The following is a 25,900-nucleotide window of genomic DNA, read 5'->3' on the forward strand; positions in this document are numbered from 1 at the left end:
TTTATTGTTGATTGAGCGGTTTGAAGCGTCGATTGCGGCGTTACATCAAGGTGTCAGGTGCCGCGCCCCTGACCTGCCTGGGTGCTGAGTTCGATATCGCGATGGCCGGGTTGGACCTCGAAGCGCTGAAAGGTCGTTGGCTTGCCATCACGCGAGTAGCCGTGCACCCGCCACTGCATGCCGTGACTGACAGCGTCGGCGAGGCCGAGAAAGCGCCTGGCGTCAGCGGAGAAGGGGGCGACGCCGAGTCGATGCACGAAGTGACTGGTGAGAATGCGCTGGGTCTGGAACAGGTGCTCGTGTAGCGACAGGCCATCGAAGTCGCTGGCCGGCTTATCCATCAGGTCATGGGCGTACTCGAGTGGCAGGAAGAACTCGTTGAACGTCCACGGCTCGCCCTCGACCTGTACCAGACGCTGAATCACCGCGGCTCGGTCGCGGCCGAAGAATGTCGCCAGTTCGGGGGAAAGTTCTACCGCCTGGACGCCCAGGCCCTGCAGGGTCAACGGCAGCGGCCGGCCATTATCGAGAAAGCGGAAGACGCGGATGTCTTCGAACTTGATCTCCTGGTCACGGATAAAGGTGCCGCGACCGTGCTCGCGAATCACGATGCCATCGTCGGATAGCGCCTTGAGCGCTTTCTGCAGGGTGCCGAGGCTCGCCGGCAGTCGCGCTGATAGCTCCTGCTCCGAGGGCAGCTTGTCGCCGGGCAGGAGGTGGCCGGCATGCACGGCCTCCTTGATGGCGTTATAGAAACGCGCGTACTTCGGCACGCCGAGGCGCTCGTTCTCGAAGTGGGGCAGGCATGCGTTGACGATCTTGTCGAGTGTCATGGGCCACCGCGTTCAGTTGGCGTTGTTGTTAATATAGCTATATAGCTCTAATGATCCTGCCTGTAAAACATGGTAGGTTCAAGTACAACCTGAGCCGCCCAGTATCAGGTGGTGCTCAACAACAAGAGGAACCGATCGCCATGCCCAGCTTGCCGCCGTTCACCACTCGTCCTGAGATCAAGGGCACCTTCGGGGCCGTCACTACTACCCACTGGTTGGCCTCCAGCGTGGCGATGGCAATGCTGGAGAAGGGCGGCAACGCCTTCGATGCGGCCGTGGCGGCGGGTTTCGTGCTGCAGATCGTCGAGCCTCATCTGAATGGTCCTGGCGGCGAGGTACCGATCATCGCGATGCGCCATGACGATACGGCGCCGCGGGTGATCTGCGGCCAGGGGGTGACGCCAGCGGGGGCCACCGCGGAGTACTTCGCGCAGTTGGGGCTCAAGACAGTGCCGGGCACCGGGCTGTTGCCGGCCGTGGTGCCGGGGGCGTTCGGCGCCTGGATGCGACTGCTGCGCGATTACGGCAGCATGCCGCTGGCGTCGGTGCTGGAGCCCGCCATCGACTATGCGGAGAACGGGTTTCCGCTGCTCGGTCGTGTGGTTTCCTCGATTCTGCCGGTTGCCGAGTTCTTCAAGCAGGAGTGGCCGAGCTCTGCCGAACAGTGGCTGGTGGGCGGCGCTGCGCCGCGTCCTGACCGGCTGTTTCGTTCGCCGGCGATTGCTCGCACCTACCGGCGTATTCTCGCCGAGGCGACGCTGGCGGGCCCCGACCGTGAGGCACAGATCGAGCGTGCCCGAGCGACCTTCTATGAAGGCTTCGTGGCCGACGCCGTCGATGCCTTCTATCGCAAGCCGCTGATGGACAGCACCGGGGAGCGCCGTGCCGGGCTGCTGACCGGCGAGGACATGGCGCGCTGGTCAGCGAGTGAAGAGGCCACGGTAAGCGCGGATTACGCAGGCTATCGCGTTCACAAGTGCGGTCCCTGGAGCCAGGGGCCGGTATTCCTGCAGCAGCTGGCGCTGCTGGAGGGTGTCGATTTCAGCTCTTTTGGTCCCGAGAGCGCCGCGTTCGTCCACCGGGTAGCAGAGTCGGCGAAGCTGGCTTTCGCCGACCGCGAGGCGTGGTACGGCGACCCGGCCGGCGCCGAGGTGCCGCTGGAGACGCTGCTCAGCGCTGACTATAACGCGGCTCGACGCCAGTTGATCGGTGAGCGGGCGTCGCTGGAGATGCGCCCGGGGCTGGAGGGCGGCGATGCCCGGATAGCGACGATCATGGCACTGGCGGGTAGCGAGCCTACGATTGGACCCGGCGGCGGTGAGCCGACGTTTGCGCCGCTGCCTGAGGTGGAGGGCGATACGGTGCATCTGGATATCGTCGATCGCTTTGGCAACATGGTCTCGGCGACGCCCAGCGGCGGCTGGCTGCAAAGCTCGCCCAGTGTGCCGGGGCTGGGCTTCTCGATCTCTACGCGGGCGCAGATGACCTGGCTGGCGCCTGGACTGGCGAGTTCACTGCGCCCCGGCGTTCGTCCGCGCACGACGCTCACGCCGACGCTGGTCACCCGCGATGGCAAGCCGTGCATGGCCCTGGGCTCGCCCGGCGGCGACCAGCAGGACCAGTGGAGCCTGACCACCTTCCTGCGCATCGTGCACTACGGCTACGACCTGCAGCGCGCCATCGATGCGCCGCAGTTTCAGGTGCGCCATTTCCCGGCATCCTTCCATCCGCGTGAGTGCGTGCTGGGGCGGGTGCTGATCGAGAACCGCTTCTCCCCGGCGGCGTTGGCGACGCTGCGTGATAAAGGCCATGACCTGGCGATACAGGATGAGTGGGCGCTGGGCCGGGTGTGTGCCGTGGCAGTGCGCGATGGCATGCTTCACGCTGGTGCCTCGGCGCGCCACATGCAGGGCTATGCGGTAGGGCGCTAAAGCGGATCACTTATAGGCCGACGTGACCGTTACACCTTCTACAAGATGCTCCAGGTAATCATCCAGGGGCATGGGATGGGCGATACCAAAGCCTTGGAGAAAGTCGACACCCAGGCCGGCAAGAATATCGATCTGGGCCTGGTTCTCAACGAACTCGGCCACTACCCGAACGTTGAGATAGTTGGCTAGCGCGCAGGTACTTCTGACGATCTCCTGATCGAGGCCGGAAGTGGCGACATCGCGGATGAAACTGCCGTCTATCTTGATCTCTTCCACGGCGTAGTGCTTCAAGTAGTCGAAGGTGGCAAGCCCGGTACCGAAGTCGTCGATGGCTAGGCTGACGCCGCGCGCCTGGATGGCATCGATATTGCGCTGCGCGGCTTGGGTGTCGCGAATGTCGCAGGTTTCCGTGATCTCGAGGCAGAGTTCTTGTGGTGCCCAACCGTGAAGAGCCAGGGCGTTATCGACGATCTCGGGCAGACCGGGGCTGGCCAGTGAGTGGCCCGACAGGTTGATAGAGACCATGGTCAGCTGTTGCCCTCCAGGATGATTGGCTAGCTTGCCAAGGGCGTGGTTGATCACCCACTCATCAAGCTGTGGCATCAGGCCAAACGTCTCTGCAACGCGCAGAAAGGTGTCCGCTCCGCAGAGACTGCCGTCAGGTCGTTGCCAGCGAATCAGAATCTCGGCGCGATGCTCGCCAGGGTGTTTATGCTCGAGAATGGGTTGCGCGAATAGCGTGAAATGCCCATGGGACTTATCTCCGGCCAGGGCGTGGCGCAGGCGACGTGCCCAGTTCAGGGCCTCGTGGTGCTGTTCGATCAGCTCAAACGCAGATGCCTGGTGATGGTAGAAGCCTGCCTGGTCATGATGGCCGGCTCGCTGGCAGCTGATCAGCAGCAGCGAGGTAAGGTGACGACGATCGCCAGGTGTCAGTGTGTCTATCAGGGCTATGCGCATATTGAGTCGTGCCGCCGAGACGTGCTCGGAGTGGCGCAAGGCGTGTCGCAGGCGGCTGAGGATCAGCGGAGCCTGGACATGTCTGCTTACCATCAGAACGGCAAAGAGCCCGGGTTGGAGACGAGCTCCCAGGCCTTCGCTGGCGGCAATGCAGCCGCGAAGGATATTGGCGATACCCTGTTCCAGCCGGTGTACTTCGTCGACTCCGGTGAGAGTGGCGAGATCGTCGATATCGGGAATCTGGATGCCGATCAGCGCATACTGCTCCGCTGCAAGGTGGTGGCGCATGTGGTGATTCAGCCCCAGGTCGTTGTAGAGCCCGGTCAGGCCATCATGCAGGCGCGCAGCTTCGAGTTTGCGATTGGTGGTCTCATGGGCGTGGACCGCTTCAATGGCGATGAAACCGACCAGTGCCGCGGTAAAGATGATCATCTGGCTGTTGAGCATGGCGACGTCATCGAAGCCCGCTGCTGGATCGGTATAGAGGTGTAGGTGAATCGCTGTCCAGGCCAGCATGAAAACGGGCACTACCATTCGCGACAGGCCCGTCGGCAGCAGGTAAATGGCCAGGATAGGGGTGCACAGCGCGGCGTAGGGCACCCAGCGCTGAGGTATCTGGTCACTGGCACCGAACTGCCAGAGCGCCATCACTACCAGCACCGCGATAACGCTCCAGATGCCGAGCCCGAGGCCCGCGAGAGGCGCGTCTGGTAAGCGCTTGAACAGGCCGCTGCCTTGCCTGTGCCACTGGCAAGCGAGTGGTGTAAACAGCAGGACCGAAGTGACTTCAGATAGCCATAGCCCGGTCATCAGCTCGATGCTTGGCGTGCCCCGTGCGAATTACCAGGCGCCGAGCAGGGTGAATAACAAGGCGCTGAACAGGGCGATGATCGGAACCCGCAGTAGGCGTCGGGCGCGATCCTGGTCGATGTGGCGCTCCAGCCATGCCGAAAAGCCAGCCACGAACAGCATGACAATGACAAAGGCAGCGGTGCCCACCACAATGCCTAACAGCGCGTCTCCGCGAGCGATGTTCCAGATCAGCGCCGCCAGTGCGAAAGCTGGCACCAGCCGTATGCCATGAACCAGAACGCTGCCGTAGGCCAGCGCATTGGCCATCCATAGTGGCGAGATGGGCAGCATCTCGGACATCGCAGGGAGTGTCAGGCTGACAAGCAGAGCGGCACACCACCAGATGATAAAGGCCTGCGCGCTTCTGAGGCGCCAGCTGTCGCCCATGTCCAGCCCCTCGTGCTTTTCCTGATATAGCACTCAGCCTAGACAATATCCCCACAGATGTATCAACGCTTGGTCACCGCTACATGCTCATATGCTCTCCTATAAACGCTCCAGCAGGTGCTTCGTCGAGCGTTCCTCTAGCGTCATGATCACCTCATGCAGCTCCGTGGCATGGGCCTGGCCGATGGCCGGCGTCGCCAGAGCATGGAATTTTTGTGTCAGCTCTTCATCGCTTAGCGGGTTGTGAGGGTTGCCGCGAGCTTCGTGTGGCTGGCTCCGATGCTGGCTGCCGTCGTGCATGATGAGCGTGGCCTGTGCCCAGCGCTCGGCGGGAAAGCGGGCGTTGAATGTCTCGCTTTCGACCAGTTCGACGCGCTGGGCCAGCGCCTTGATAAGCGGGTCATCGAGGGCGTCGCTTACCGCATGCACATCGATGGTGCCAAACCCCAGTGCGCAGGCGACCGACCATGGCAAACTGTATTGGGCCTGCTCGGTGGTGGTGGGGTGAACGACGTGCAGCTGCTTGGCTTCGTGGAAGGTGGCGATGCTGATGCGCTCTATCGCATCGATGTCGACACTCTGGCGGGCCAGCGCTAGCACTGCTTCTACTGCGGGCTGGGCCCAGCGGCAGACTGGATAGGCCTTGAAGTACTGCTCGTGCAGATACCAGCGGCTGCCGAGATCCTGCCAGTGTTGGGTGACGTCGCTGCCGGTCACCGTAACGGCTGGCGCGCCGGTAAAGCCGTCCTGGGCGAGTAGCGCGGCCGCGATACCGGCTTGAGCCCCCCAGCCCGAACCATCCTTGACCATGGTGGGGTGGTCGATGCAGCGCATCATCTGGCTGCGTGGGCCGTAGAATTCGGCGATGCCGAGGGCCTCGTGGAGGCGCGCTCGATCGAGCCTAAGCAGCTTGGCGGCGACGGCAGCCACGCCGATGGCGTTCCACGCCCCGGAGGTGTGATAGTCACAGGCGCTGGCGTGCAGGGCGATACCTGCACGCGTGGCGACTTCGTAGCCCATTGCCAGCAAGCCGAGCAGAGCACGCCCAGACAGCTTTTCCACCTCGGGGAGTGCCAGGATTCCCGGCACCAGGGCGACACCACAGTGGCCTTTGGTAAGTACCTGGCCGTCGTGGGCGTCCAGGGCATCGATCATCCAGGCGCCGTGAAGCGCCACGCCGGAGGCCGAGGCCGTGGCAGTCGAGAACAGCAGCGGGCGACCGCCGCCGTGCTGGCTGATCACATAGCGCTCGGCGTGCCTGGCAAGCGCGGTACGGCTGGCCCCGGCGGCTACGCCAAGGGTGTCGAGCAGGGCGCGCTTGGCCTGGACCAGATGCGTGTCGCCCAGGGCGTCGAGATCGACGTCAAGGATCCAATCGAGTGGGGCAAAATTCGTATCGCTGTCGTGCATGACGTGATGCGTTCCTGGTATCGGTGAGTGACGTCTGGCGGCCTGGCGTGGTAAGAAAGTCACCCTGTTTTTCCGCCATTCGCTTAGTTAAGGAACCCTGCCATGAGCCCACGCCATCGTGTCGCTGTCGCCCAGATGAACTGTGAGCTGGGAGACGTTGAGGCCAATCTGCCGGTGCACCGGGAACTGATCGGCGAGGCCCGGTCGCAGCAGGCTGAAGTGCTGGTGTTCCCGGAGCTGTCGCTTACGGGGTATGACCTCGGCGCGCGGGTGCCTGAGGTAGCGATGGCGGCAGATGATCCGCGCTTGCTGGGGCTGGCTCGTGATGCGGGTGAGATGCTGGCGCTGGTCGGATTCGTCGAGCGTATCGGGCTTGGCGAGTTCGCCAACGCGGTGGCGTGCCTGCAGAACGGCGAGGTGCTGGCGGTTCATCGCAAGGTCAATCTTTGCACCTATGGCGGGCATGAAGAGGGCAAGGTGTTCAGCAAGGGCCAACGTCTCACCCAGGTGACCACCCGGGGGCTTGCTTGCGGGGTGACGATCTGTGCCGACCTGTGGAACCCCGGGCTGGTGCATGCGGCCATGCTCGAGCGTCCCGATGTGCTGTTGACCTCGATCAACTCGGCCTCCGGCATAGTCGACGGCGATTTCGACGATCAAGCCAACTGGCTGACCTGTCTGCGTTTCTACGCCATGATGTACGGCACGCCGCTGGCCATGGCCCACCGCTTTGGTGCGGAGGGCGAGGCTTGGTTCTGGGGCGGCAGCTGTATCGTCGATGCCCGGGGCCAGATACTGGCGCGGGCAGATGACGGTGTTGGCGTGGTCTCGGCGGTGCTCGAGATGGCCGATATCGAGGCGGCGCGCTTTGCCATGCCGACTCACCGCGATGCCGATACGCCGCTGGTTGCTGCGCTGATGAAGCAGCGGCTCAAGCGTGACCTTACGCTTTGAGGTGTTAGACATGATGGCGCTTGCGTCGCGTCACCCAGCGGCGGTCCATGAAGCGCTCGCCGTTCTCGAAGGCCTCGAGCCGGGCTTCCAGGTAGAACCACTCGGCGTCGCAGCGCAGCTCGGCCCAGGTGGTGGTGTGAGCCTGCCAGTCATCGCGCTTGAAGTGCTGGGTCCAGCTCTTGCTCATTCGCGCGCTGGCCGGGCACTGGGGATCGATATGGTAGCGTTCATCGGCGTTGGCGGTGTTGGTCAGGCCGTGATCGTAGGCGACCTCGCCGAAGTCATCGACGATCTCGTGGCGAGTGTGGCCATCTGCCAGGGCATGAATCACATCCCGGCGATGGTCTCCTTGGCGCGTCTGGCGGCTTTGCAGCGGCCCGGAGTGCTCAGCCGGTGCAAAGTGCACGGGGGTCTCTATCTCGGGTGAGGTGCGCTGTGGCACGTATAACTGTGATTCGCCCGGATACAGCGTCAGCGTGACAGGGCGGGGGCTAGGCCAGACCAGCGGCCAATAGTCGGTGGTGACGGATACCCGCAGCCGGTGGCCCGGTGCGAGCTGGTGGCAGGCCTGGTTGAGTTGTACCTCGGCGTCAAACGGGGTGTCACACGGTATGGCCTGCGGCTTGCTGTGGCTGTGTCGGTGGCAGAGGTTGAGTACGCCGTAGCTGATGCGCTGCGAGACCCCCGTGGGCGAAACATCGCAAAGCCTGACGATGAGGTTGGCCTGGGGCTGGTCGACGCTGACACGCAGCGCGAGGCGTGGCCGGCCGAGTAGCGTCAGTGTCTCATTGAGTGGCTGAGTATCGAAGACCAGCGAGTGGGCGTCATCCTGGCGCTGGTCGCCGGCGATCTCGGGGCCGCTACAGTGAGGGATGTACTCGCCGCATTGGCGACCGTTGTCGGCCGGAGCGCTGAGCGTCAGCGCCGCCGCGTTGCCGGAACACGTCGAGTGCAGGCTGGCGTCGCCCAGCGAGTATGCCTTATCGGCCACATTGGGCGATGGCCAGCGCTGTTCGCCCAGCCAATGTCCCGGGGTATGCAGGCTAGCGGGGTCTGCGCCGGAAAACGCCTGGCAGTAAACACGGTAGCGAGGCTCGTTCATGATGCCGTTGTCGTGGCCCTTCAACCAGTGATCCCACCAGCGCAGGGCTTCCTGAAGAAAACCAATGGTCGGGCCCGGCATGGCAACGTGAGGATAGGCGTGTGGCCAGGGGCCGACGATACCCAGTCGCGGACAGGTAGCGTGCTGCATCAGCTCGGCGACGAAATTGACATAGGCGTCGGCCCAGCCGGTCACGGCCAGGATCGGGGTCTTTAGGCGGCGGTAGTCTTCACAGACCGAACCGTGTTGCCAGTAGGCGTCGCGCGTCTGGTGGGCAAACCAGTTCTCGGCAACGAACGGTTGGCGCTGCAGACGGTACTGCCACTGCTCGCGCCAATCATCGCGAAGCGCGGGGTCGGGCGGTCGCGACATGAACGACAGCGAGGTGGCGGCCCAGCCAAAATTCTCGTTGAGAACGCAGCCGCCTTTATAGTGAACGTCGTCGTGGTAGCGGTCCACGGTGGCGCCGACGGCAATGATCGCCTTGAGTGCCGGCGGCTGCCGCGAGGCAACCTGCAGTGAATTGAAGCCGCCCCAGGAAATGCCCATCATGCCTACCTGGCCGCTACACCAAGGCTGTGCGGCGATCCAGGCGATTGCGGCGATGATATCGTTCTGCTCCTCGAGCAGGTACTCGTCCTCGAGAATGCCGTCGGACTCGCCGCTGCCACGCAGGTCGATGCGCAGCGCGGCATAGCCGTGGCCGGCGAAGTAGGGGTGCATGCGCTCATCGTCGAGACTGGTGGCGTCGCGTTTGCGATACGGGATGCATTCGATGATGGCCGGGACGGGCGTGGTGCTGTCAGGACGCCATAGCCTAGCCGCCAGGCGTGTGCCGTCGGGCAGGGGAATCCACAGGTTGGGTGTTTCACTGATCGGCTGGGGAAACTCGTGTACTTCGCGGCTGTCGGGTTGAGCACCGCTGGGAAACATAGGGGGGTATCTCCTGGCCAAGGCTTGTAGCCGCGAGGCGTCGAAAGCATCGTCGCCCCGGGGCGATCATTAGGTATCGCTCAATCGATCAAGCCGTGTTCGGTCAGGTAGCTGGCTGCCACACGCCCGATTTCCTCGCCGTCAACATCGACCCGGCTGTTGAGTTCGATAAGCAGATCGTCGTTGAGCGTTGCGGCCATGGCGTTGAGTAACGCCTCCAGCTCGGGGTGCTGTTCGAGGGTGTCTTCGCGGATCACGGGGGCCAAGGCATAGACGGGGAAGAACGACTGGTCGTCGTCGAGCACGCGGAAATTGAAGGCGCCGTTGCGGCCATCAGTGGCGAATACCAGAGCGACATCGGCATTTTCATCACGCAGGGCGTTGTAGGTAAGGCCCGAGTCCATGCGCCTTACGCGGTCGCGGGGAAACTCGAAACCGTAGGCCTCCTGCAGCGGGCGCAGGCCGTCATCCCGGGCATAAAACTCGGCATTCGAGGCGAGTACCAGTTCTTCTCCCGCGTTCAGGGCGGCGGCCAGGTCGCTCATGTTGGCAATACCGCGGGCCTCGGCATCCTCCTCGCGCATCGCCAGGGCGTAGGTATTGTTGGTATCGGTTGCGTCCAGCCATACCAGGCCTTTTTCGGCATCCAGCTCCTTGGCGATGCGGTAGGTTTCTTCGGCATTCTCGGGCTGGGGTTGGTCATTGAAAAGGATTACCGAATTGCCGGTATATTCCCAATAAAGATCGACCTGGCCATTCTCCTGGGCCTGGCGCAGTACACTGGTTCCAAGGCCTTCACGCTGGTCGACCTCGTAGCCGTGATGCTCGAGATATTGAGTGGTAGCCGAGGTGAGCAGCAAGTGTTCGGTATAGTTAAGCCCGCCGACCACGATGTCATCGGCATGGCCATGGCCAATTGAAGCAGCAATGGCGATGGTGGATGCCAGCAGTGTCTTTGTCATGCGTTGCATTATTGTGTCCCCAGCGGTGTGATTATTGGCAATAGACGATAGTAGCATGGTGGTTGCTGCTGGCTGATGAGCATTTGAAATGCCAGCTATTGTCAATCCAACTCGTTGACCATTAGGCGCCTGTTGGCAGTGCCGCGATATGATGTTTGGTCATGTGCTGCCAGGCACTACCCATGGCCGCTCTGCCAGATAATGTTTGGCAAAAACATCGATCTTCTGCTCCCACTCCAGGGTGGACTGGATGTCATCAATTCCCTTGAGCAGGCGTTCCCTGCTACCGTCGTCGATCTCGAAGGCCAGGCAGCTGTCAGTTTCCCAGCGTATTTCACAGGCTTGCAGATCTACCGTCAGATCCGCATGGGGATGGGTCTGACAGTAGGCGACGAGGGTGTCGAATTGGGCCTGGTCCAACATGATGGGCAGCAGGCCGTTGCGGATGGCGTTGTTGCGAAAGATGTCGGCGATCTTGGTCGAGATGATGACCTGAATGCTGTAGTCGACGAAGGCATAGACCGCGCCTTCGCGGGATGAACCACAGCCAATGTTATGGCCGGCCAGGACGATCTTTGCGCCCTCCTGCGACTCGGGTATTGGCGAGCTGGAGCGCGGCTGGCCCTGCATGTCGTAGCGAGCATCGTAAAGCAGGTAGTGGTGGTAGCCGCTGCTGCGCGGCTTGCGCAGGAAGCGCGCCGGAATGATCTGGTCGGTGTCGATATTGGCGTCGAGCAGCAGCAGCGCTGGGCTCACGACCTGGGTGACGGGCTTCATGCATTGGCTCCTGCGGCGAATTGGCGAACATCGACGATCGTGCCGTTGAGCGCGGCGGCGGCGGCCATGGCCGGGCTCATCAGGTGGGTGCGCGCGCCGGGGCCCTGACGGCCGGGGAAGTTGCGGTTGCTGGTGGACGCGCAACGTTGGCCGGGGGCCACGCTGTCGCCGTTCATGGCCACGCACATCGAACAGCCGCTCTCGCCCCAGCGGGCTCCGGCAGTACGGAATATCTCCGCCAGTCCCTCAGCTTCTGCCTGGGCCTTGACGCGATTGGAGCCGGCGACGATCAGCGTGGGCACCTTCACGGTGCCGCCATCGAGTATGCGCGCGGCGTCGCGCAGGTCGCTGAGCCGCGAGTTGGTGCACGAGCCTATAAACACCTGGTCGATGGCCAACCCGAGGATCGGCCGGTCCACACTTAGGCCCATATAGTCGAGCGAGCTGCGGGTAGCCTCGCTGTCGTTCGGCGAGAAGGGTTCGTCCACGGCGATGGACTGCTCGGGGCTGGTGCCCCAGGTGATGCGCGGTGCGACCGCGCTGGCGTCGACGGTTACGGCCTTGTCGTAGTGGGCTTCGGGGTCGCTGTAGAGGGTGCGCCAATGGCGCTCGGCCTGGGCGAGACCCTCTGCCTTGGGCGCTTGTGGGGCGTCGCGCAGCCAGGCGTAGGTGGTGTCGTCCGGGGCCACCATGCCGACCCGTGCGCCAGCCTCGATGGTCATGTTGCAGAGGGTCATACGGGCGTCCATCGACAGGGCGGCCACCGCCGGCCCGGTGTACTCAACGGCGTGGCCGGTGGCCCCGCCGGTGCCAATCTGGTGGATGATATGCAAGGCGAGGTCCTTGGCGGTGACGCCTGCGCCCAGTTTGCCATCGACATGGATGCGCATGGTTTTGGGCCGACGCTGCCATAGGGTCTGGGTGGCGAGCACGTGAGCCACTTCGGTAGCGCCTATGCCCATTGCCAGCGCGCCGAAGGCGCCGTGGGTGGTGGTGTGGGAGTCACCGCAGACGATGATCAGCCCGGGCAGTGTCAGACCCAGTTCGGGTGCCGCAACATGAACAATACCGCGGTCGCCGTGACCAAGCCCGAGGTAAGTTAGCTGGTGCCTGGCAGTGTTGTCCTCGAGCAGGCGGATCATCCCTGCCACCTCTGGGTCGTCGTTGAGGCGAGCCAGGTTGGAGGGCACGTAGTGGTCGGCGATGCCGATGGTGAGCTCCGGGTAGGCTAGTGGTCGGCCGCTGCTGTCGAGCTTGTCGAAGGCGTGGAAGGAGCCCTCGTGAACGAAGTGGCGGTCGACCCACAGCAGGTCGAACTCGCCTGCGCTGGCGATCACGTGCTGGCGCCAGATCTTCTCGAACAGGGTGAGATGTGGCTGATTCATGAAGACGTCCTCGGTGAGTGTCAGGAAGTGGCACGACGCCGCTTGAGCAGGCTACCGATGACCCGCGGTAGCACCGAGAGCAGCAGCAGGGCCAGCAGCACCAGGGTGATGGGCCGGTCGGCGACGAAGCCGAGGTTGCCGCCGCTGATCTGCATGCTGCGCACCAGCTCGCCTTCTGCCATGCCGCCGACCAGCAGGCCAACCACGGTGGCGGCGACCGGGAAGCCGTAGCGTCGCATCAGCCAACCGATGATGCCGGTAGCTACTACGGTGATCGGGCCGACCATGTTGCCGGTGATGGCGTAGGAACCGACCACCGAGAGCACCATGACGATGGGTATCATCAGCTTGAGCGACAGCTTGACGATGTAGCCGGCGAGGAAGATAAAACCCACGCCGACCAGCATCAGCAGTACCGCCTGGGCCATATTGCCGATGATCAGCGCATAGACGATGTCGGGATTTTCGCGGATGAAGCGTGGCCCACCGGTCACGTTGTGTAGGGCGAAGGCGCCGAGCAGTACCGCGGTGCCGGCGCCGCCGGGCAGCCCCAGTGCCAGCAGGGTGATCATCGAGCCGCCTTCGGAGCTGCTATTGGCCGACTCGGCGGCGATCAGCCCTGACGGATTGCCCTTGCCGAATGACTCGGGGTCCTTGGAGCGCTGCTTGGCGGTGGCGTAGGCGGCGAGGTTGGCGATGCTAGCACCGACCCCGGGGATGGCGCCGATGATCGCGCCCATGCTGCCGCCGCGCAGCAGCTGGAAAGGTTTGCTGGCGGCCTGGCCCATGCCGTCGAGAATGTGACGGAAACGCACCACCCGCAGGCTGCTGTCATCGACGATGTAGCGCTTGCCGACCAGGTTGAACAGCTCCGAGGCGGCGAAGAAGCCGATCAGCGCGGGTATTACCGGAATGCCGTCGAGCAGATACATGCTGCCGAAAGTACCGCGCATCTGCCCGGCGTCGCTGTAGCCGATGGTGCTGATCAGGATGCCGAGGATACCAGCGGCGATGCCCTTGGAGATGCTCGCATCATTGAGCACGGCGATCAGCGTAACGCCCCAGATCGCCACTACCAGCATCTCGGTAGGACCAAGGCGCAGCACCCACTGCGAGATCGACTGCACGGTAAACAGCAGCAACAGGTAGCCGACCAGGGTGCCGAGCACCGACGCAACCAGGCCGATGCCGAGCGCCTGGGCGTGTTCGCCGCGGCGCGCCATGGGGTAACCGTCGAAGGCGGTGGCCACCGACGATGAGGTGCCGGGGATATTGAGCATGATGGCTGGAATCGCCCCGCCGAAGCCGCCACCGGTGAAGATGGCGGTAAGGAACAGGATCGCCGGAAGGAAATCCATGTACATCGTGGCGGGCAGGAAGACCGCCATGGCAATCGAGATCGAGAGGCCGGGGATCGAGCCGAAAAACAGCCCGATGATCAGCCCCGGCGGCACCACCAACCAGGCGGCCGGGGTGTTGCCCAGCAGACTGAGGGCGGCCTGGAAAGCCTCGGCGTTGATCATGACGCGGGATGCCTCTTGTCAGATAGGTGGCGGACGCTCAGAGCAGCAGGGTGGGCAGTCGAACCCCCAGCAGTTCGATGAACAGCAGTACGATGGTGGCCGAGACCACTACGCCGAAGCCGACGATTACCCACCAGCGCCGCTCCCCCTGCAGGTAGAGCGCCAGGCACAGGAACAGCAGGCTGCCGAGATCGAAACCGATGATGGGAATTGTCACCACGTAGAGTGCCAGCAGGCCCATGAACAGCAGCGCAGGCAGTGCCGAGGGATCTTCTGCGACGGCTATGTCGCGCTGGCGGTACCAGTCAATCACCTTGGTGCCGACGATCACCAGCAGCGCGGTTATGCCGATGCCGGCTGCCGGCAAGATCAGTAGCCAGTCGGTGACCCCGCGGGCGGCAGCGTGTACGCCATGGGCGTAGTAGCCGAATACGGCCGCCAGGCTTAGCGAGAACAGCACGCTGCCTAAGGGAAAGCGCTGCCGGCGTATCGAGGTTGCCATGCTCTACCTCCCGCGTTGTCAGTCCGATGAGTGAAGGGCCTGGTTGCCCGGCGGTGCGGTTACTGCAGGAGTGGCGCGTACTGCTGAACGGCACGATAGGCTTCGTCGACCAGCGCCTGGCTCTCTTCGGGGGAGACCCAGTCGGCGCCAATGCCGGCTTCATCGGCCCAGGCCTGGAACTCGTCGCTCTCCAGGGTTTCCTGATATGCCTGTACCAGGCGCGCATAGCGATCGGGATGCTCTTCCTGCAGCGAGGCGTGGACGATCAGGCCCGTGACGTTACCGCCAATCAGCGGCAGCGGCTCGACGCCGAGATTCTCCATTTCATCGTTGAACAGCGGCGCGTCCCAGTTGTCACTGGGCACGTCATTGACCACTGCCAGGGCGCGCACCTCATCGCTGATTGACAGCGCGGCTTCAGCAGCCAGGATCTCGAAGTCGACCTGGTTGCCGGCCAAGGCGGCGCGCAACGGAGCGCCGCCGCTGTAGGTAACGAAGCGCACGTTGTCATGTTCGATATCCAGCGCATCCATCATGACCAGGGTTTGCAGGTGGCCGCCGTTGCCGACGATGACGCCGGAGCTGACCGCGCCGGGCTCACGCAGCGCTTCAACCAGCGCTTCCAGATCCTGGTAGGGGCTGTCGTTGTGTACGGCGACGATGCCGTAGTCGTTCCACTGAGCGCTGAGCAGCTGGAAGTCTTCCCATTCAACCGGGGCGCCACCGACCTCGATGGCGCTGGCCAGGTAGGGCGTGGCCTGCATGACCAGCAGGGTCTGGCCATCGGCGGCCTGCTGCTGGAAGTAGGTGGCGCCGAGTGCGCCGGCACCCCCGGGGCGGTTGACGATGCTGACCGGCACATCGAGTCGCGGCGACATGTGCTCGGCCAGGCCACGAGCCATGCGGTCTGCGCTGCCCCCGGCGTCGAAGGGGACGACGATCTCGATGGGGTCTTCTGGCCAGTCGGCCTGGGCGGCACTGGCCAGGCCAACACTCAGCACCAGGCACGATACTCCGGCGCTAAGGGTGGGCAGGCCGCGCTTGATGGCGGCGCTGAGAGGGCTCGTCTTATGGGTCATGATGGCGTCTCCGGTGTCGTTCTTGTTTGGCGTGTCGTGTAGCACCTGCAAATGCATGAACGCTGGTATACGTCAGGTGTGTCTGATAACCCTTGGTGCATCATGCATTGGCAAGGGTTATTCATGCATGGTAATTTTGTCATGTCAATAGGACATGAAGTCCGACCAACAACAGTTAGCCGCTCATTTCACACAGGCTAAGGAGGCGTAGTGACAGACCTCTCGAAACGCCAGCCCGGCGGGGATGCCAGTGACCCGTGGCCGAAGCATCATCGCGTCTATCTGGTGCTGCGTCAGGAAATTCTGGAGGGGCGCTATACCCCCGAGCAGCCGCTGCCCAATGAGATCCTGCTAACCGAACAGTTTCAGGTCTCGCGCATCACCATTCGTAAGGCGATGGAGCGTCTGGATCGCGAAGGTCTGGTGGTTCGCTACCGCGGCAAGGGAACCTTCCCGGTGGCCTCCAACGAGTCGTCGCCGGTGCAGGCGAGCATCTCCGGTGTGATCGAGAACTTGATCGCCATGGGGCTCAAGACCGAGGTAAAGGTGCTCGACTTTGGCTACGTGGCGGCTTCGGCGGAGGTCGCTCAGGCCCTCGATGTGGCGCCGGGGGCGACAGTGCAGAAGGCCACCCGGGTGCGTAGCCATCGCGGGGCGCCGTTCTCGCTGTTGACCACCTATGTGCCCGAAGCGATAGGGCGCACGTTCAGCGATCAGGACATGGCGTCCCAGCCGCTGCTGCTGTTGCTGGAGCGTGGCGGTGCCAAGGTGGCTCGCGCCGAGCAGGCGATCACTGCCAAGTTGGCTACGCCCGCTCAGGCCAGCCTCCTCGACATGGAGCCGGGCGACGCGCTGCTGTGCATTCGCCGCACCGTGTTCGACGAGGAAGGCCGTCCGATCGAATACATCGAAGGGTTCTACTGCCCAGACACCTACGAGCACCAGATGTCGCTGGGGCGCGAGACCCACAATAACCAGCGCGTCTGGGGCGCGTGATTTTTATCGTTGAGGAAATGCCATGACTCCGCTCGCCGACTTGATCCAGCACACCCAGGGGGCCGTGGTCGCTCCGGGTGTCTATGACCCCTTTACGGCCAATCTGGCGGCGCAGGCCGGCTTCGAATGTGTGTATCTGTCCGGGGCCAGCCTGGCCTATACCCAGCTAGGGCGCCCTGACCTGGGCCTGGTCACCATGACCGAGGTGGCCGACAGCATTGCGGCGATTCGCGACCGTGTGGATATCGGCCTGGTGGTCGACGCCGACACCGGTTATGGCAATGCGTTGAATGTGCAGCGCACCGTGCGGGTGTTCGAACGTAGCGGCGCCTCGGCGATTCAGCTTGAGGACCAGACCTTCCCCAAACGCTGCGGCCACCTGAGTGGCAAGACCCTAATCAGCGGCGATGAGATGGTGGGCAAGATTCAGGCGGCCTGTGACGCTCGACAGAGCAGTGCAACTCAGATCATCGCGCGTACCGACGCCATCGCCGTGGAGGGTGTCGAGGCGGCTATGGAGCGCGCCGAACGCTATCTCGCGGCGGGCGCCGATGTACTGTTCATCGAGGCGCCCCAGAGTCGTCAGCAGCAGCTGATGATCACCGAGCGCTTCCAGCAGCGTGTCCCGCTGCTGGCCAATATGGTCGAAGGCGGACTTACCCCGGCGGGCAGTGCCGACGAGTTGGCCGATCTGGGCTTCAAGCTGGTGATCTTCCCCGGTGGGCTGGCCCGCGCGGTGATTCGGCAGGTCTCTGCCTACTTCGAGAGCCTCAAGCAGCACGGCTCCACCGAGCCGTTCCGCGACCGCATGGCCGCTTTCGATGAGCTCAACAACGCCATCGGCCTTCCCGAGATGCTGGCTACCGCCGAGCGTTATGCCGCGCGATAGTCAGTTCGTCACCTTGACTACGCCGGAGTAGCCCCACGAATGGCGGCTTTTCGACCCTTTGCCGAGTAGTGCGGTGAGTATCATGTCAGCCTGAACGACGTCTCTTTCGAGTCATCTACCACGGGCGAGCGCATGAATCCTTCTACGCTTATCGGCATCGCCGCCAGTATCTTGATGCTGGCCAGCGTCCTCTTGCTGAGCGCCGAGTCGGCGGCCAGCTTCATCAACCTGCCAGGCTTGGCCATCGTGCTGACCGGCACCCTGGCGGCGACCTTCATCAGCTACCCGCTCAAGGAGGTCGTGCGAGTGGTGCGGCTCGTGGCGCTGGTGTTTCGTCGCGAGAACAGCCGCGTCCAGGAGGATATCCAGGAGCTGGTGCGGCTGTCGCGGCTATGGTTCAAGGGGGATATCCATGCCGTGGAGCGTGCGCTGGAGGATGACGTGCGCAACCCCTTCCTGCGCACCGGCGTGCAGCTGGTGATCGACAATACCCGTGAAGAAGAGATCCTCGACCTGCTGCGTTGGCGGGTGGCGCGCATGAAGGCGCGGGAGCGGGCCGAGGCGCAGATCTTTCGCACCATGGCACTCTACGCCCCTGCCTTCGGCATGATCGGCACCCTGGTGGGGCTGGTGAATATGCTCGAGGTGATGGATACCGACCAGATCGGGGTGATCGGCGAGAAAATGGCGGTGGCGCTGTTGACCACCTTCTACGGCATTGTGCTGGCCAACCTGGTGTTCAAGCCGATCGCGGTAAAGCTGGAACGGCGTACCGAAGAACGCCTGATCGCCATGAACATGGTGCTCGAGGGGGTGTCGTTGATGTCGCGGCGGCGGCTGCCGTCGTTCATCGAGGAGACCCTCAAGTCGTTCATGGCCAATCATCATGACGAACTGCGCGACCAGGTGCTGCTCGACGAGCCGATGGAGAAGACCGGGCGGCGCCTGCAGTGGCCGGTGAGGCTGCGCAAGCATGCCTGATACCTCGCGCTACGATGCGCTGTTCGAGGAGGCGGGAGATGCCGAATCGAGCAGCGGCTGGATGGTCAGTTACATCGATGTGATGACGCTGCTGGTGGCGCTGTTCGTGCTGCTGTTCGCGCTGTCGTTTCGTCTGGGGCAGAGCGATGCCGAGCCGGTGACGCTCTATAGCGAAGTGGATGCTACGCCAGCCCCTTACCTGGGGGTGCCGCTGCCCGAGGAGATGCTGGCGGCGATGGCGCCCCCGGCGCCGTACCTGAACGGCGCCGCGACGCGTATCGATCCGGCGGCGGTGGTGGTGGCGCTCGGGGTGGCGCGCCGGGCGCCGGAGCCTGTCGCACCGGTTCCGGCGAGACCGTTCCCCGCTGAGCCAATGATGGCCGACTGGCAGCCGCCGAGCCCGCAGGTGGTGGCGTCCAATGGCGCCAACCTCGAGGTGCCGCTGGAGGAACTGGTCGTTGTGGTGACCGACACCGCACCCGAGCGCTCGCAGGAGATCGACCCCGGGGCGGTGGCGGTGGCCACCACGCTTGCCGAGACCCTGGAGCAGCGCGTTGCTGAAGCGCCGCACCTGCCCGATCTCGAGGGCGTGGAGGTATCGCGGGTGGCCGAGGGCATCAGCCTGCGGGTCGAGGACAACCTGCTGTTCTCCACCGCCGAGGCGGAACTGACCGGCGCTGGCCGCGATGTCATCGAGAGCCTGGTGGCACTGATTCAGCGTCATGATGGAGAGGTCTCGGTGGAGGGGCATACCGATAGCCGGCCGATCAACACGCCGCAGTTTCCCTCCAACTGGGAGCTGTCCAGCGCCCGGGCCACGGCGATTCTGCGCTACCTGGCGGATGAAGGTGTGTCGCCCTCGCGGCTGCGCGCAGTGGGCTTCGGCGATACCCGCCCGTTGGCCAGCAACGATTCACAAGAGGGGCGCGCCAAGAATCGCCGCGTCGAGGTGATCATTCATCTGTGAGTGGCGCCGAGGCCATTGTAGGTGAGACGTCAGTCACGATGATGCTGATCCAGCCGGGAGCGCTGCAGGCTTAGAAGTGATAGGAGATCTTGGCGGAGGTCAGATTGAGGTGCTCGAGGCGCGGTGCGTCGATGCGCTCGTACTGCAGATGCGCCACGGTGCGTGGAGTGAAGTTCATGCGCGCACCGAAGCCGTGAACCTGGGCGGTGCCACCCATGGCCATGTCCTGCTCCTGTGCATCGCTTCCGGCCAAGGTGGTTTCCAGGTCACCGCTCCAGTCGGCCAGGCCGGACTTGGCAAATAGGCTGAAGTTGCCGAGATGCAGGCCGGCGGTGACGGCCCCCTGCAGGCTGGTGGTGTTGAGCAGCACCGATTGGTTATCGATGGCAGTCGGGGTTTCGTCGGTCACCAGGTAGGTTATCTCGGCGCCGACGCCTAGCCGCGGCAGCCTTGGCAGCAGGTAGCCAGCCAGCAGGCGAAAGCCTGACGTGGCGCCATCGGGCATCGCCAGTTCCGCGCCTTCCAGCACTACGCCATTGTTCAGCGTCGCAAGCTCGGTGAAGTCACCGCTGTAGTGCACCGGCATGTCACCGTCAGCCAGTGCCACACCCATGGCAAGCGCCATTGGGGGGATCAGTGCAACGCGTGTCAGGAAACGAGGTAACGAGGCATTCATGGGTAACCCGGTATTGCCCTGGCGAGTCGCGCGATGGCGACACAGTGCCATTACCTTAGTCGTTTTAGCCCCAGGCTGCCAGCCGACCAGCCCCATTTCAGCGCGGCTTGAGTCGGAACATCAGGTACTTGACCAGAAGTGTCAGAGCGAAGACCAGCCATCCCGAGGTGGCGAGGACGTTATACATCAGCATCTTCTGCTGGCCGCTGAGCGGTGTCAGCAAACTCTCGATCAACACCCCAAAGCATAGTGCCAGCAGTAGCGGCAGGGCGATGATGTGCATCAGCATCTCGGTGCGTCGACGGCGTATGCGGTAGCGCTGCAGCGTCAGACGAAATGGCCTGTGCGCCCAGCAAACGAATACCAGCGTAGCGCTTATGCTAAGCATGGCGACGCTGGGCAGGGGCTCGCCGATTGCGGCCGAGTAGCTGGCCGACCAGGCCAGCAACAGCCATACCAGGCCTTCGAGCAGGGCGACGAAATCGCCCGATGTGCGTACCGCTAGCATTGTATTATCCCGTGCCTACCCGTCGTCATTGCGTCAGCTTACCTTATGTCGCGGGGCGTTTATGCCATAGCCGGCGTAGCCAGTGCCAGCGATTGATCAATAGTGCGGTAAAGATCAGCGCACAGCCGAGCCACTGCAGGGGGCTCATGGTTTCACGAAACCACAGCGCGGCGAGGAGTGCCGTCCATACCGCCTCGAGCATCATGATCACCGCGCCGTTGCTGGAGCTGGTCAGCCGCTGGGCGTAGAGCTGCACCCAGAAGCGCATTACGCTGGCGATGACCACGCTGGCCAGCAGCCACCCCAGGGTGGGGGAGGCCACCTGCCTTGGCCAGGGCTCGCTGAGCGCCGATATCAGCGTCAAGCCGGCGCCCAGCACCAGCATCTGGATGATGGTGAAGGGCAGCGGCGGCACGCGCTTGACTACCTGGCTGTTGACGTTGAACAGCAGGGCGAACAGCGTCGCCGAGGCGAGAAACAGCCACTGACTGGGTTCGACCCGAAAGCCGTTGTTGAGCGACAGGCAGGCGAAACCCAGCATTGCCACTGGCAGCGCCAGCCAGGTGGCGGGAGGCGGCCGGTCGCCGAACAGGAAACGTGCCATGAACGGCACCATCAGGATCCACAGGCTGTTGATGAAGGCGCTCTCCCCAAGATGCTGTGAGGCATCGAGGCCCAGTATCCAGAGCGTGATGGCGCCAATGAACAGTACCCCTACCGCGCCGGCCTGGCGCCACTGTCGGGCATCGAGGTTGAGCAGGGCGCGCCAGCCGACCATCCCCAGCAACAATGCCGCAAGCAGAAACCGCGTGCCGATGAACAGCAGCGGCGGCAGGCCATCCAGCGCCTCCTTGGAGAAGATCCACCCGGCGGCGGCCATCATGGTGACCGAGAGCAGCAAGGCGTCGGCCTTGAGCGAGGGCCGTGCGGCAACGGTGGGTGGCATCGAGGTTTCCCTTAGACTAAAGGCCATGATGTTAACAGGCTAATGGAGTCGCTCACCATGCCTTGCCCTCGGCTGACCGTGGGGCCGGCGTTCGTCTATAATGGCGTGGTTTTTGCCATCGCGATGGTGTAACGACAGCGTACTCTCTCTATAAGGCCTGCCCGTGACCCAGATTACCCTGACCCAACCCGATGACTGGCACCTGCACCTGCGCGACGGTGCCGCCCTGGCCTCGGTGGTGGCCTACACCGCACGCCAATGCGGGCGTGCCATCATCATGCCTAACCTGACGCCGCCGGTGACCACGACCGAGCAGGCCCACGCCTACCGCCAGCGTATCCTCGCGGCGCTCCCCGAGGGCAGTGACTTCGAGCCGTTGATGACGCTGTATCTCACCGACAACACGCCCGCGGAGGAGGTCGAGCGGGCCAAGGCCAGCGGCATCGTGCACGCGGTCAAGCTCTACCCGGCCGGGGCCACCACCAACTCCGACTCCGGGGTTACCGATATCGACCACTGCTCGCGGGCCATCGAGGCCATGGAGCGGGTTGGCCTGCCGCTGCTGGTGCACGGCGAGGTGACCAGCCCGGAGATCGATATCTTCGATCGCGAAGCGGTCTTTATCGAGCGGGTGATGGCGCCGCTGTTGATCCGCTTTCCGCAGCTCAAGGTGGTGTTCGAGCACATCACCACCGAAGACGCGGTGAACTTCGTGCGCGAATCGTCGGCCAATATTGCCGCCACCATCACCGCCCATCATCTGCTGTTCAACCGTAATCATATGCTGGTCGGTGGCATCAAGCCGCACTACTACTGCCTGCCGGTGCTCAAGCGTGAACGGCATCGCGATGCACTGCTGGCGGCGGCGACGTCAGGTAGCAGCAAGTTCTTCCTGGGCACCGATAGCGCCCCCCATGCCCGCGGCGACAAGGAGTCCGCCTGCGGCTGTGCCGGGGCCTTCACCGCGCCTGCCGCCCTCGAGCTGTATGCCATGGCTTTCGAACAGGCCGGGCGACTCGAGCAGCTGGAGGGCTTTGCCAGCCATCACGGGCCGGACTTCTATGGATTGCCGCGCAATTCACGCCAGGTGACGCTGGTACGCGAGAACTGGAAGCTACCCGAGACGCTGCCCTACGCCGATGGTGGCGTGATCGTGCCGCTGCTGGCGGGGGACACGCTGCCCTGGCGGCTGGTCTAGCGGGTGATGACTCGGCCGTCTGCGACCTCGAGGCGGCGTTGGCGCCCGGCCAGCATGGCGCAGCCGGCGGCAACCGTGACGATCACCATCAGCAGCAGGCTGATGGTGCGGTTGCCGGCATCGAATTGCAGCAACAGGCCGACGCCAAGCGGCCCCAGGGCGGCCAGGCAGTAGCCGATGCCCTGGACCATGCCGGAGAGCTGGCCGGCCAGCTGGTGAGTGCCGCTGCGCAGCACGATGAGCGTCAGCGCCAGGCTGAAGCAGCCGCCCTGGCCGATGCCCAGCAAGGCAGCACCCACCCAGCGGGCCTCGAGCGGGCCTAACAGCAGAATCAGGATGCCGCCGGCGCTGGCCCCCAGCAGCAGCAGCGCCGCCAGGCGCTGATCGCGACCCAGCCGTGCCAGCCACGGCGCGCCCAGGGCGGCCACCAGTTGCGACATCACCGACATCGCCAGCAGCCAGCCGGCCTCGCCTTCGCCGAGACCGCGGCGCTGCATCAAGACCGGCAGCCAGCCGAACACGATATAGGCCAGCGACGACTGGCTGCCCATGAACCCCGTGACCTGCCAGGCCAGCGGCGAACGCAGCAGCGAAACCGCCGGTGTCGGCTGGTCACCGGCTAGGAGCTCAGGACGTGGCTGCGGCATGCCGAGCTGCCAGGCGATCAGTGCTGCCAGCGCCAGCAGCGACCAACTGGACAGGCTCAGTGACCAGCTGCCGAGCAGCTCGGCCAGCGGTACGCTGATACCGGCACCCAGGGCGCCGCCCAGGCACAGCGCCATGGTGTATACGCCGGTCATCAGGTCGGCGCCGCGTGGCAGTTCGCGCTTGACCAGGCTCGGCAGCAGGCTGCCGCAGACCCCGATGGCACCACCCACCAGCAGGGTGCCGAAGAACAGCAACCAGAGGCTGGGCAGGGCGCGGATTACCAGCGCGGCGGCGAGTGCCAGCAGGCCCAGCGAGAGTGCGCGTTCCGGGCCTAGGCGTCGCGCCAGGCGCGGCGCCAAGGGGGCGAAAAGCCCCAGGCACAGCACCGGCAGGGTGGTCAGTGCGCCAATGCCCAACGGGGTGAGGGCGGTCTCTTGCTGGATGCGGCCCAGCAGCGGGGAGAGTGACGACAGGGCGGGGCGCAGGTTGAGGCCTACCAGCAGCATCAGAAAGATGAACAGTGTCAGACGACCGCCGTGTCGCTCGGCGGTCAAACTGGCGTCACTCATTGGCGGCGCTCGGGATCGTTATTGCGCGGCGGAAGCGTTTCCAGGGCGTCTAGGGCGGCAAACAGGGAGCCAGATTCGTCGCCTTCCCCAGCGGCGGCCTTGTCGCGGATCGCCGAGACATCCTCGACGCTGACGCGCTGCGGGGCGCCGTTGAGCTGTGTCAGCGTGGCGGTGAGGCGGCCATCATAGATCCAGCAGCGCTGGGGTACCCAGGAGATGCGATACCGTTGTCCATGCCACTCGGCCTGGCTGTTATCGATCAGTATCAGGTCGTCGACCGGGGCGAGTGCGACGAACAGGCGGGTGTTGAGCACCAGTGCGCTGTCGCGCATGCGGATCGCACCCTCGAAGCGGTTTTCTTGCAGCGCCTGCAGGGCCTTGGCAGAGCGCTCACGGGATTCCAGCTGGCCCCGGCCGCACACATGAAGCAGATCGTCGTCGATCTGTTTGATGGCCCAGACGTCGGGCAGCTTGGTGCGCTTTAACCAATCGAGCATGTAGCGGACTCATCGCTTCGTCGAGATCAACAATGCTAGCACGCCTCAGGGGACTGAGCGGTGTTGAGATGTAAACAGCCGTTTGATAGCCAAAATGCGTAAATGCGACACAGGTAATATTCAACGTTGATTGTCCCCTGGCGGGGTTGTGGTTGGCCCCCTGATGCGACTAATGTCGCTCCATTGGTTTACAAAACAACGACAAACTCAGGGAAGTGGCATGACCGATACCCCCGAAGCCGAGTCGGCAGCGCCCATGGCGTCTGTCCAGCCTGGAACGGATGAGATCTTTGCGCGCTTTACCAACGTCCAGAAGAGTTACGATGGCGTTGAGCTGGTAGTCAAGGATTTCAATCTGGATATTCGCAAGGGCGAATTCGTGACCCTCCTGGGGCCGTCCGGCTCCGGCAAGACCACCTGCCTGATGATGATGGCAGGCTTCGAAACTCCCACCCACGGCGAGATCCTGCTCAAGGGTGAGCCGATCAGCGGCTTGCCGCCGCACAAGCGCGGCATCGGCATGGTGTTTCAGAACTATGCGCTGTTTCCGCATATGACGGTTGCCGAGAATCTCGCCTTCCCGCTGGAAGTCCGTCATCTGAGCAAGGCACAGACCAAGGAGAAGGTCGCCCGGGCGTTGGCCATGGTGCGACTCGAGGAGTTCGGTGACCGTCGGCCGGCGCAGCTCTCCGGTGGTCAGCAGCAGCGGGTAGCGCTGGCACGGGCGCTGGTGTTCGAGCCCGAGCTGGTGCTGATGGATGAGCCGCTCGGCGCGCTCGACAAGAACCTGCGCGAAGAGATGCAGTACGAGATCAAGCGCATACACGCCAGCCTCGGCGTGACCATGATCTACGTCACCCACGATCAGACCGAAGCGCTGACCATGTCAGACCGCATTGCGGTATTTAACGACGGTGTGGTGCAGCAGCTGGCCTCACCGGATGAGCTCTACGAGCGTCCGGAGAACGCCTTCGTGGCTTACTTCATCGGCGAGAACAATCGCTTGATGGGCGAAGTCAGCGAGCGTCTCGGCGATGACTGCAAGGTGCGTCTCGACAGCGGCGAAACGGTGATAGCCAAGCCGGTGGCAGTGGGCGGTGTGGGGTCGAGGACCACCCTGTCGCTGCGCCCCGAGCGGGTCAGCATCCTGCGCGAGGATGCCGCCGAGCAGTTCGATAATCAGTTTACCGCCACGGTACAGGAGGTCATCTACCTGGGCGACCACCTGCGCACGCGTCTCTCGGTATGCGGCAATGATGAATTCATTCTCAAGACGCCCAATGCCCAGGGGTATGGCGTCATGCGCCCCGGCCAGCAGATTCAGGTCGGCTGGTCGAGCGCCGACTGCCGCGCGCTGGATGCCTGAGGGGGCGGCAGTCAAGATCGCCGTATCGCGGCATCTTCCGATGCCGGCGGCAACTGCAACAACAACAAC

General features: G+C 63.7%; 24 protein-coding genes. 8 read left to right on the forward strand and 16 right to left on the reverse strand.

The annotated features are described in order from the left end of the window. Positions 1-53: 53 nt before the first annotated feature. Positions 54-833 carry a GntR family transcriptional regulator gene (locus QC821_RS10710; RefSeq protein WP_309720855.1) on the reverse strand — a complete coding sequence of 260 codons (780 nt, stop codon included), beginning with the start codon at positions 831-833 and terminating at the stop codon, positions 54-56. Between the two features lie 140 nt (positions 834-973). Between QC821_RS10710 and QC821_RS10715 the strand changes: the two genes are divergently transcribed. Beyond that, a complete protein-coding gene (locus QC821_RS10715; protein ID WP_309720859.1) occupies positions 974-2,764 on the forward strand; it encodes a gamma-glutamyltransferase family protein in 1,791 nt (596 codons plus the stop codon). A 6-nt stretch (positions 2,765-2,770) separates the two neighbouring features. On the opposite strand, the gene QC821_RS10720 is transcribed toward QC821_RS10715, so the two are convergent. From QC821_RS10720 to QC821_RS10730, 3 genes are all read right to left on the reverse strand, one after another. Then, positions 2,771-4,384 (reverse strand): EAL domain-containing protein, encoded by a 1,614-nt coding sequence (locus QC821_RS10720; RefSeq protein ID WP_309720861.1) that lies wholly within the window; start codon positions 4,382-4,384, stop codon positions 2,771-2,773. A gap of 180 nt (positions 4,385-4,564) precedes the next feature. Continuing rightward, a complete protein-coding gene (locus QC821_RS10725; protein ID WP_309720865.1) occupies positions 4,565-4,963 on the reverse strand; it encodes a hypothetical protein in 399 nt (132 codons plus the stop codon). Positions 4,964-5,062: 99 nt separating this feature from the next. Further along, positions 5,063-6,373, reverse strand: a complete 1,311-nt coding sequence (locus tag QC821_RS10730) for an MmgE/PrpD family protein (protein ID WP_309720869.1) — start codon at positions 6,371-6,373, stop codon at positions 5,063-5,065. A gap of 102 nt (positions 6,374-6,475) precedes the next feature. Between QC821_RS10730 and QC821_RS10735 the strand changes: the two genes are divergently transcribed. Next, positions 6,476-7,327: a nitrilase-related carbon-nitrogen hydrolase gene (locus QC821_RS10735; RefSeq protein ID WP_309720872.1), complete on the forward strand. Its 852-nt coding sequence runs from the start codon at positions 6,476-6,478 to the stop codon at positions 7,325-7,327. A gap of 4 nt (positions 7,328-7,331) precedes the next feature. Here QC821_RS10735 and QC821_RS10740 read toward each other — a convergent pair whose 3' ends face one another. The 7 genes from QC821_RS10740 to QC821_RS10770 form a co-directional block, all read right to left on the reverse strand. After that, positions 7,332-9,362 (reverse strand): CocE/NonD family hydrolase, encoded by a 2,031-nt coding sequence (locus QC821_RS10740; RefSeq protein WP_309720876.1) that lies wholly within the window; start codon positions 9,360-9,362, stop codon positions 7,332-7,334. An 80-nt stretch (positions 9,363-9,442) separates the two neighbouring features. Then, complete coding sequence (locus QC821_RS10745; RefSeq protein ID WP_309720879.1) at positions 9,443-10,333, reverse strand: glycine betaine ABC transporter substrate-binding protein; 891 nt, start codon at positions 10,331-10,333, stop codon at positions 9,443-9,445. A 150-nt stretch (positions 10,334-10,483) separates the two neighbouring features. Further along, the gene (gene leuD, locus QC821_RS10750; RefSeq protein ID WP_309720882.1) at positions 10,484-11,101 is read right to left on the reverse strand and encodes a 3-isopropylmalate dehydratase small subunit; all 618 of its coding nucleotides are present in this window, start codon (positions 11,099-11,101) and stop codon (positions 10,484-10,486) included. Continuing rightward, positions 11,098-12,486 (reverse strand): 3-isopropylmalate dehydratase large subunit, encoded by a 1,389-nt coding sequence (locus QC821_RS10755; RefSeq protein ID WP_309720885.1) that lies wholly within the window; start codon positions 12,484-12,486, stop codon positions 11,098-11,100. Before QC821_RS10755 ends, leuD begins: the two co-directional genes overlap by 4 nt. 20 nt (positions 12,487-12,506) lie before the next feature. Further along, positions 12,507-14,009 (reverse strand): tripartite tricarboxylate transporter permease, encoded by a 1,503-nt coding sequence (locus QC821_RS10760; protein WP_309720887.1) that lies wholly within the window; start codon positions 14,007-14,009, stop codon positions 12,507-12,509. Positions 14,010-14,046: 37 nt separating this feature from the next. Beyond that, the gene (locus QC821_RS10765; protein WP_309720893.1) at positions 14,047-14,511 is read right to left on the reverse strand and encodes a tripartite tricarboxylate transporter TctB family protein; all 465 of its coding nucleotides are present in this window, start codon (positions 14,509-14,511) and stop codon (positions 14,047-14,049) included. A gap of 59 nt (positions 14,512-14,570) precedes the next feature. Continuing rightward, positions 14,571-15,590, reverse strand: coding sequence for a Bug family tripartite tricarboxylate transporter substrate binding protein (locus tag QC821_RS10770; RefSeq protein ID WP_309720897.1), 1,020 nt, complete (start codon positions 15,588-15,590; stop codon positions 14,571-14,573). Positions 15,591-15,800: 210 nt separating this feature from the next. Between QC821_RS10770 and QC821_RS10775 the strand changes: the two genes are divergently transcribed. From QC821_RS10775 to QC821_RS10790, 4 genes are all read left to right on the forward strand, one after another. Further along, positions 15,801-16,586 carry a GntR family transcriptional regulator gene (locus tag QC821_RS10775; protein WP_309720900.1) on the forward strand — a complete coding sequence of 262 codons (786 nt, stop codon included), beginning with the start codon at positions 15,801-15,803 and terminating at the stop codon, positions 16,584-16,586. Between the two features lie 22 nt (positions 16,587-16,608). After that, the gene (locus QC821_RS10780) at positions 16,609-17,475 is read left to right on the forward strand and encodes an isocitrate lyase/PEP mutase family protein (RefSeq protein ID WP_309720903.1); all 867 of its coding nucleotides are present in this window, start codon (positions 16,609-16,611) and stop codon (positions 17,473-17,475) included. Positions 17,476-17,607: 132 nt separating this feature from the next. After that, entirely contained in the window at positions 17,608-18,456 is an 849-nt protein-coding gene (locus QC821_RS10785) for a motility protein A (protein ID WP_309720906.1), read from the forward strand. Further along, positions 18,449-19,423: an OmpA family protein gene (locus tag QC821_RS10790; RefSeq protein WP_309720909.1), complete on the forward strand. Its 975-nt coding sequence runs from the start codon at positions 18,449-18,451 to the stop codon at positions 19,421-19,423. The genes QC821_RS10785 and QC821_RS10790 overlap by 8 nt, the downstream gene beginning before the upstream one ends. 70 nt (positions 19,424-19,493) lie before the next feature. Here QC821_RS10790 and QC821_RS10795 read toward each other — a convergent pair whose 3' ends face one another. The 3 genes from QC821_RS10795 to QC821_RS10805 form a co-directional block, all read right to left on the reverse strand. Then, positions 19,494-20,036: a hypothetical protein gene (locus QC821_RS10795; RefSeq protein WP_309720911.1), complete on the reverse strand. Its 543-nt coding sequence runs from the start codon at positions 20,034-20,036 to the stop codon at positions 19,494-19,496. Between the two features lie 160 nt (positions 20,037-20,196). After that, complete coding sequence (locus tag QC821_RS10800) at positions 20,197-20,607, reverse strand: hypothetical protein (protein ID WP_309720914.1); 411 nt, start codon at positions 20,605-20,607, stop codon at positions 20,197-20,199. Positions 20,608-20,650: 43 nt separating this feature from the next. Further along, positions 20,651-21,553, reverse strand: coding sequence for a DMT family transporter (locus QC821_RS10805; protein WP_309720917.1), 903 nt, complete (start codon positions 21,551-21,553; stop codon positions 20,651-20,653). Positions 21,554-21,716: 163 nt separating this feature from the next. On the opposite strand from QC821_RS10805, the gene pyrC reads away from it, so the two are divergent. Then, positions 21,717-22,751, forward strand: a complete 1,035-nt coding sequence (gene pyrC / locus QC821_RS10810; RefSeq protein ID WP_309720920.1) for a dihydroorotase — start codon at positions 21,717-21,719, stop codon at positions 22,749-22,751. Here the strand turns inward: pyrC and QC821_RS10815 are convergent. Together QC821_RS10815 and QC821_RS10820 are read right to left on the reverse strand one after the other, a co-directional pair. Next, positions 22,748-23,968 carry an MFS transporter gene (locus QC821_RS10815; protein ID WP_309720922.1) on the reverse strand — a complete coding sequence of 407 codons (1,221 nt, stop codon included), beginning with the start codon at positions 23,966-23,968 and terminating at the stop codon, positions 22,748-22,750. The two genes, pyrC and QC821_RS10815, sit on opposite strands and share 4 nt — an antisense overlap. Then, complete coding sequence (locus tag QC821_RS10820) at positions 23,965-24,465, reverse strand: hypothetical protein (protein ID WP_309720925.1); 501 nt, start codon at positions 24,463-24,465, stop codon at positions 23,965-23,967. Before QC821_RS10820 ends, QC821_RS10815 begins: the two co-directional genes overlap by 4 nt. 256 nt (positions 24,466-24,721) lie before the next feature. Here QC821_RS10820 and QC821_RS10825 point away from each other — a divergent pair, with 256 nt between their 5' ends. Next, positions 24,722-25,831 carry an ABC transporter ATP-binding protein gene (locus QC821_RS10825; protein WP_309721559.1) on the forward strand — a complete coding sequence of 370 codons (1,110 nt, stop codon included), beginning with the start codon at positions 24,722-24,724 and terminating at the stop codon, positions 25,829-25,831. Positions 25,832-25,900 lie beyond the last annotated feature (69 nt).

The organism is Franzmannia qiaohouensis (assembly GCF_031451695.1).
GTDB lineage: Bacteria > Pseudomonadota > Gammaproteobacteria > Pseudomonadales > Halomonadaceae > Franzmannia > Franzmannia qiaohouensis.

Coding starts and splice junctions, on each gene's coding strand:
- QC821_RS10740 (WP_309720876.1), bottom strand. CDS start 9,362: ATGTTTCCCAGCGGTGCTCAACCCGACAGCCGCGAAGTACACGAGTTT.
- QC821_RS10730 (WP_309720869.1), bottom strand. CDS start 6,373: ATGCACGACAGCGATACGAATTTTGCCCCACTCGATTGGATCCTTGAC.
- QC821_RS10715 (WP_309720859.1), top strand. CDS start 974: ATGCCCAGCTTGCCGCCGTTCACCACTCGTCCTGAGATCAAGGGCACC.
- QC821_RS10755 (WP_309720885.1), bottom strand. CDS start 12,486: ATGAATCAGCCACATCTCACCCTGTTCGAGAAGATCTGGCGCCAGCAC.
- leuD (WP_309720882.1), bottom strand. CDS start 11,101: ATGAAGCCCGTCACCCAGGTCGTGAGCCCAGCGCTGCTGCTGCTCGAC.
- QC821_RS10780 (WP_309720903.1), top strand. CDS start 16,609: ATGACTCCGCTCGCCGACTTGATCCAGCACACCCAGGGGGCCGTGGTC.
- QC821_RS10805 (WP_309720917.1), bottom strand. CDS start 21,553: ATGCCACCCACCGTTGCCGCACGGCCCTCGCTCAAGGCCGACGCCTTG.
- QC821_RS10825 (WP_309721559.1), top strand. CDS start 24,722: ATGGCGTCTGTCCAGCCTGGAACGGATGAGATCTTTGCGCGCTTTACC.
- QC821_RS10800 (WP_309720914.1), bottom strand. CDS start 20,607: ATGCTAGCGGTACGCACATCGGGCGATTTCGTCGCCCTGCTCGAAGGC.
- QC821_RS10745 (WP_309720879.1), bottom strand. CDS start 10,333: ATGCAACGCATGACAAAGACACTGCTGGCATCCACCATCGCCATTGCT.
- QC821_RS10710 (WP_309720855.1), bottom strand. CDS start 833: ATGACACTCGACAAGATCGTCAACGCATGCCTGCCCCACTTCGAGAAC.
- QC821_RS10795 (WP_309720911.1), bottom strand. CDS start 20,036: ATGGGTGTGGCACTGGCTGACGGTGACATGCCGGTGCACTACAGCGGT.
- QC821_RS10760 (WP_309720887.1), bottom strand. CDS start 14,009: ATGATCAACGCCGAGGCTTTCCAGGCCGCCCTCAGTCTGCTGGGCAAC.
- QC821_RS10770 (WP_309720897.1), bottom strand. CDS start 15,590: ATGACCCATAAGACGAGCCCTCTCAGCGCCGCCATCAAGCGCGGCCTG.
- QC821_RS10765 (WP_309720893.1), bottom strand. CDS start 14,511: ATGGCAACCTCGATACGCCGGCAGCGCTTTCCCTTAGGCAGCGTGCTG.
- QC821_RS10725 (WP_309720865.1), bottom strand. CDS start 4,963: ATGGGCGACAGCTGGCGCCTCAGAAGCGCGCAGGCCTTTATCATCTGG.
- QC821_RS10820 (WP_309720925.1), bottom strand. CDS start 24,465: ATGCTCGATTGGTTAAAGCGCACCAAGCTGCCCGACGTCTGGGCCATC.
- QC821_RS10735 (WP_309720872.1), top strand. CDS start 6,476: ATGAGCCCACGCCATCGTGTCGCTGTCGCCCAGATGAACTGTGAGCTG.
- QC821_RS10815 (WP_309720922.1), bottom strand. CDS start 23,968: ATGAGTGACGCCAGTTTGACCGCCGAGCGACACGGCGGTCGTCTGACA.
- QC821_RS10785 (WP_309720906.1), top strand. CDS start 17,608: ATGAATCCTTCTACGCTTATCGGCATCGCCGCCAGTATCTTGATGCTG.
- QC821_RS10790 (WP_309720909.1), top strand. CDS start 18,449: ATGCCTGATACCTCGCGCTACGATGCGCTGTTCGAGGAGGCGGGAGAT.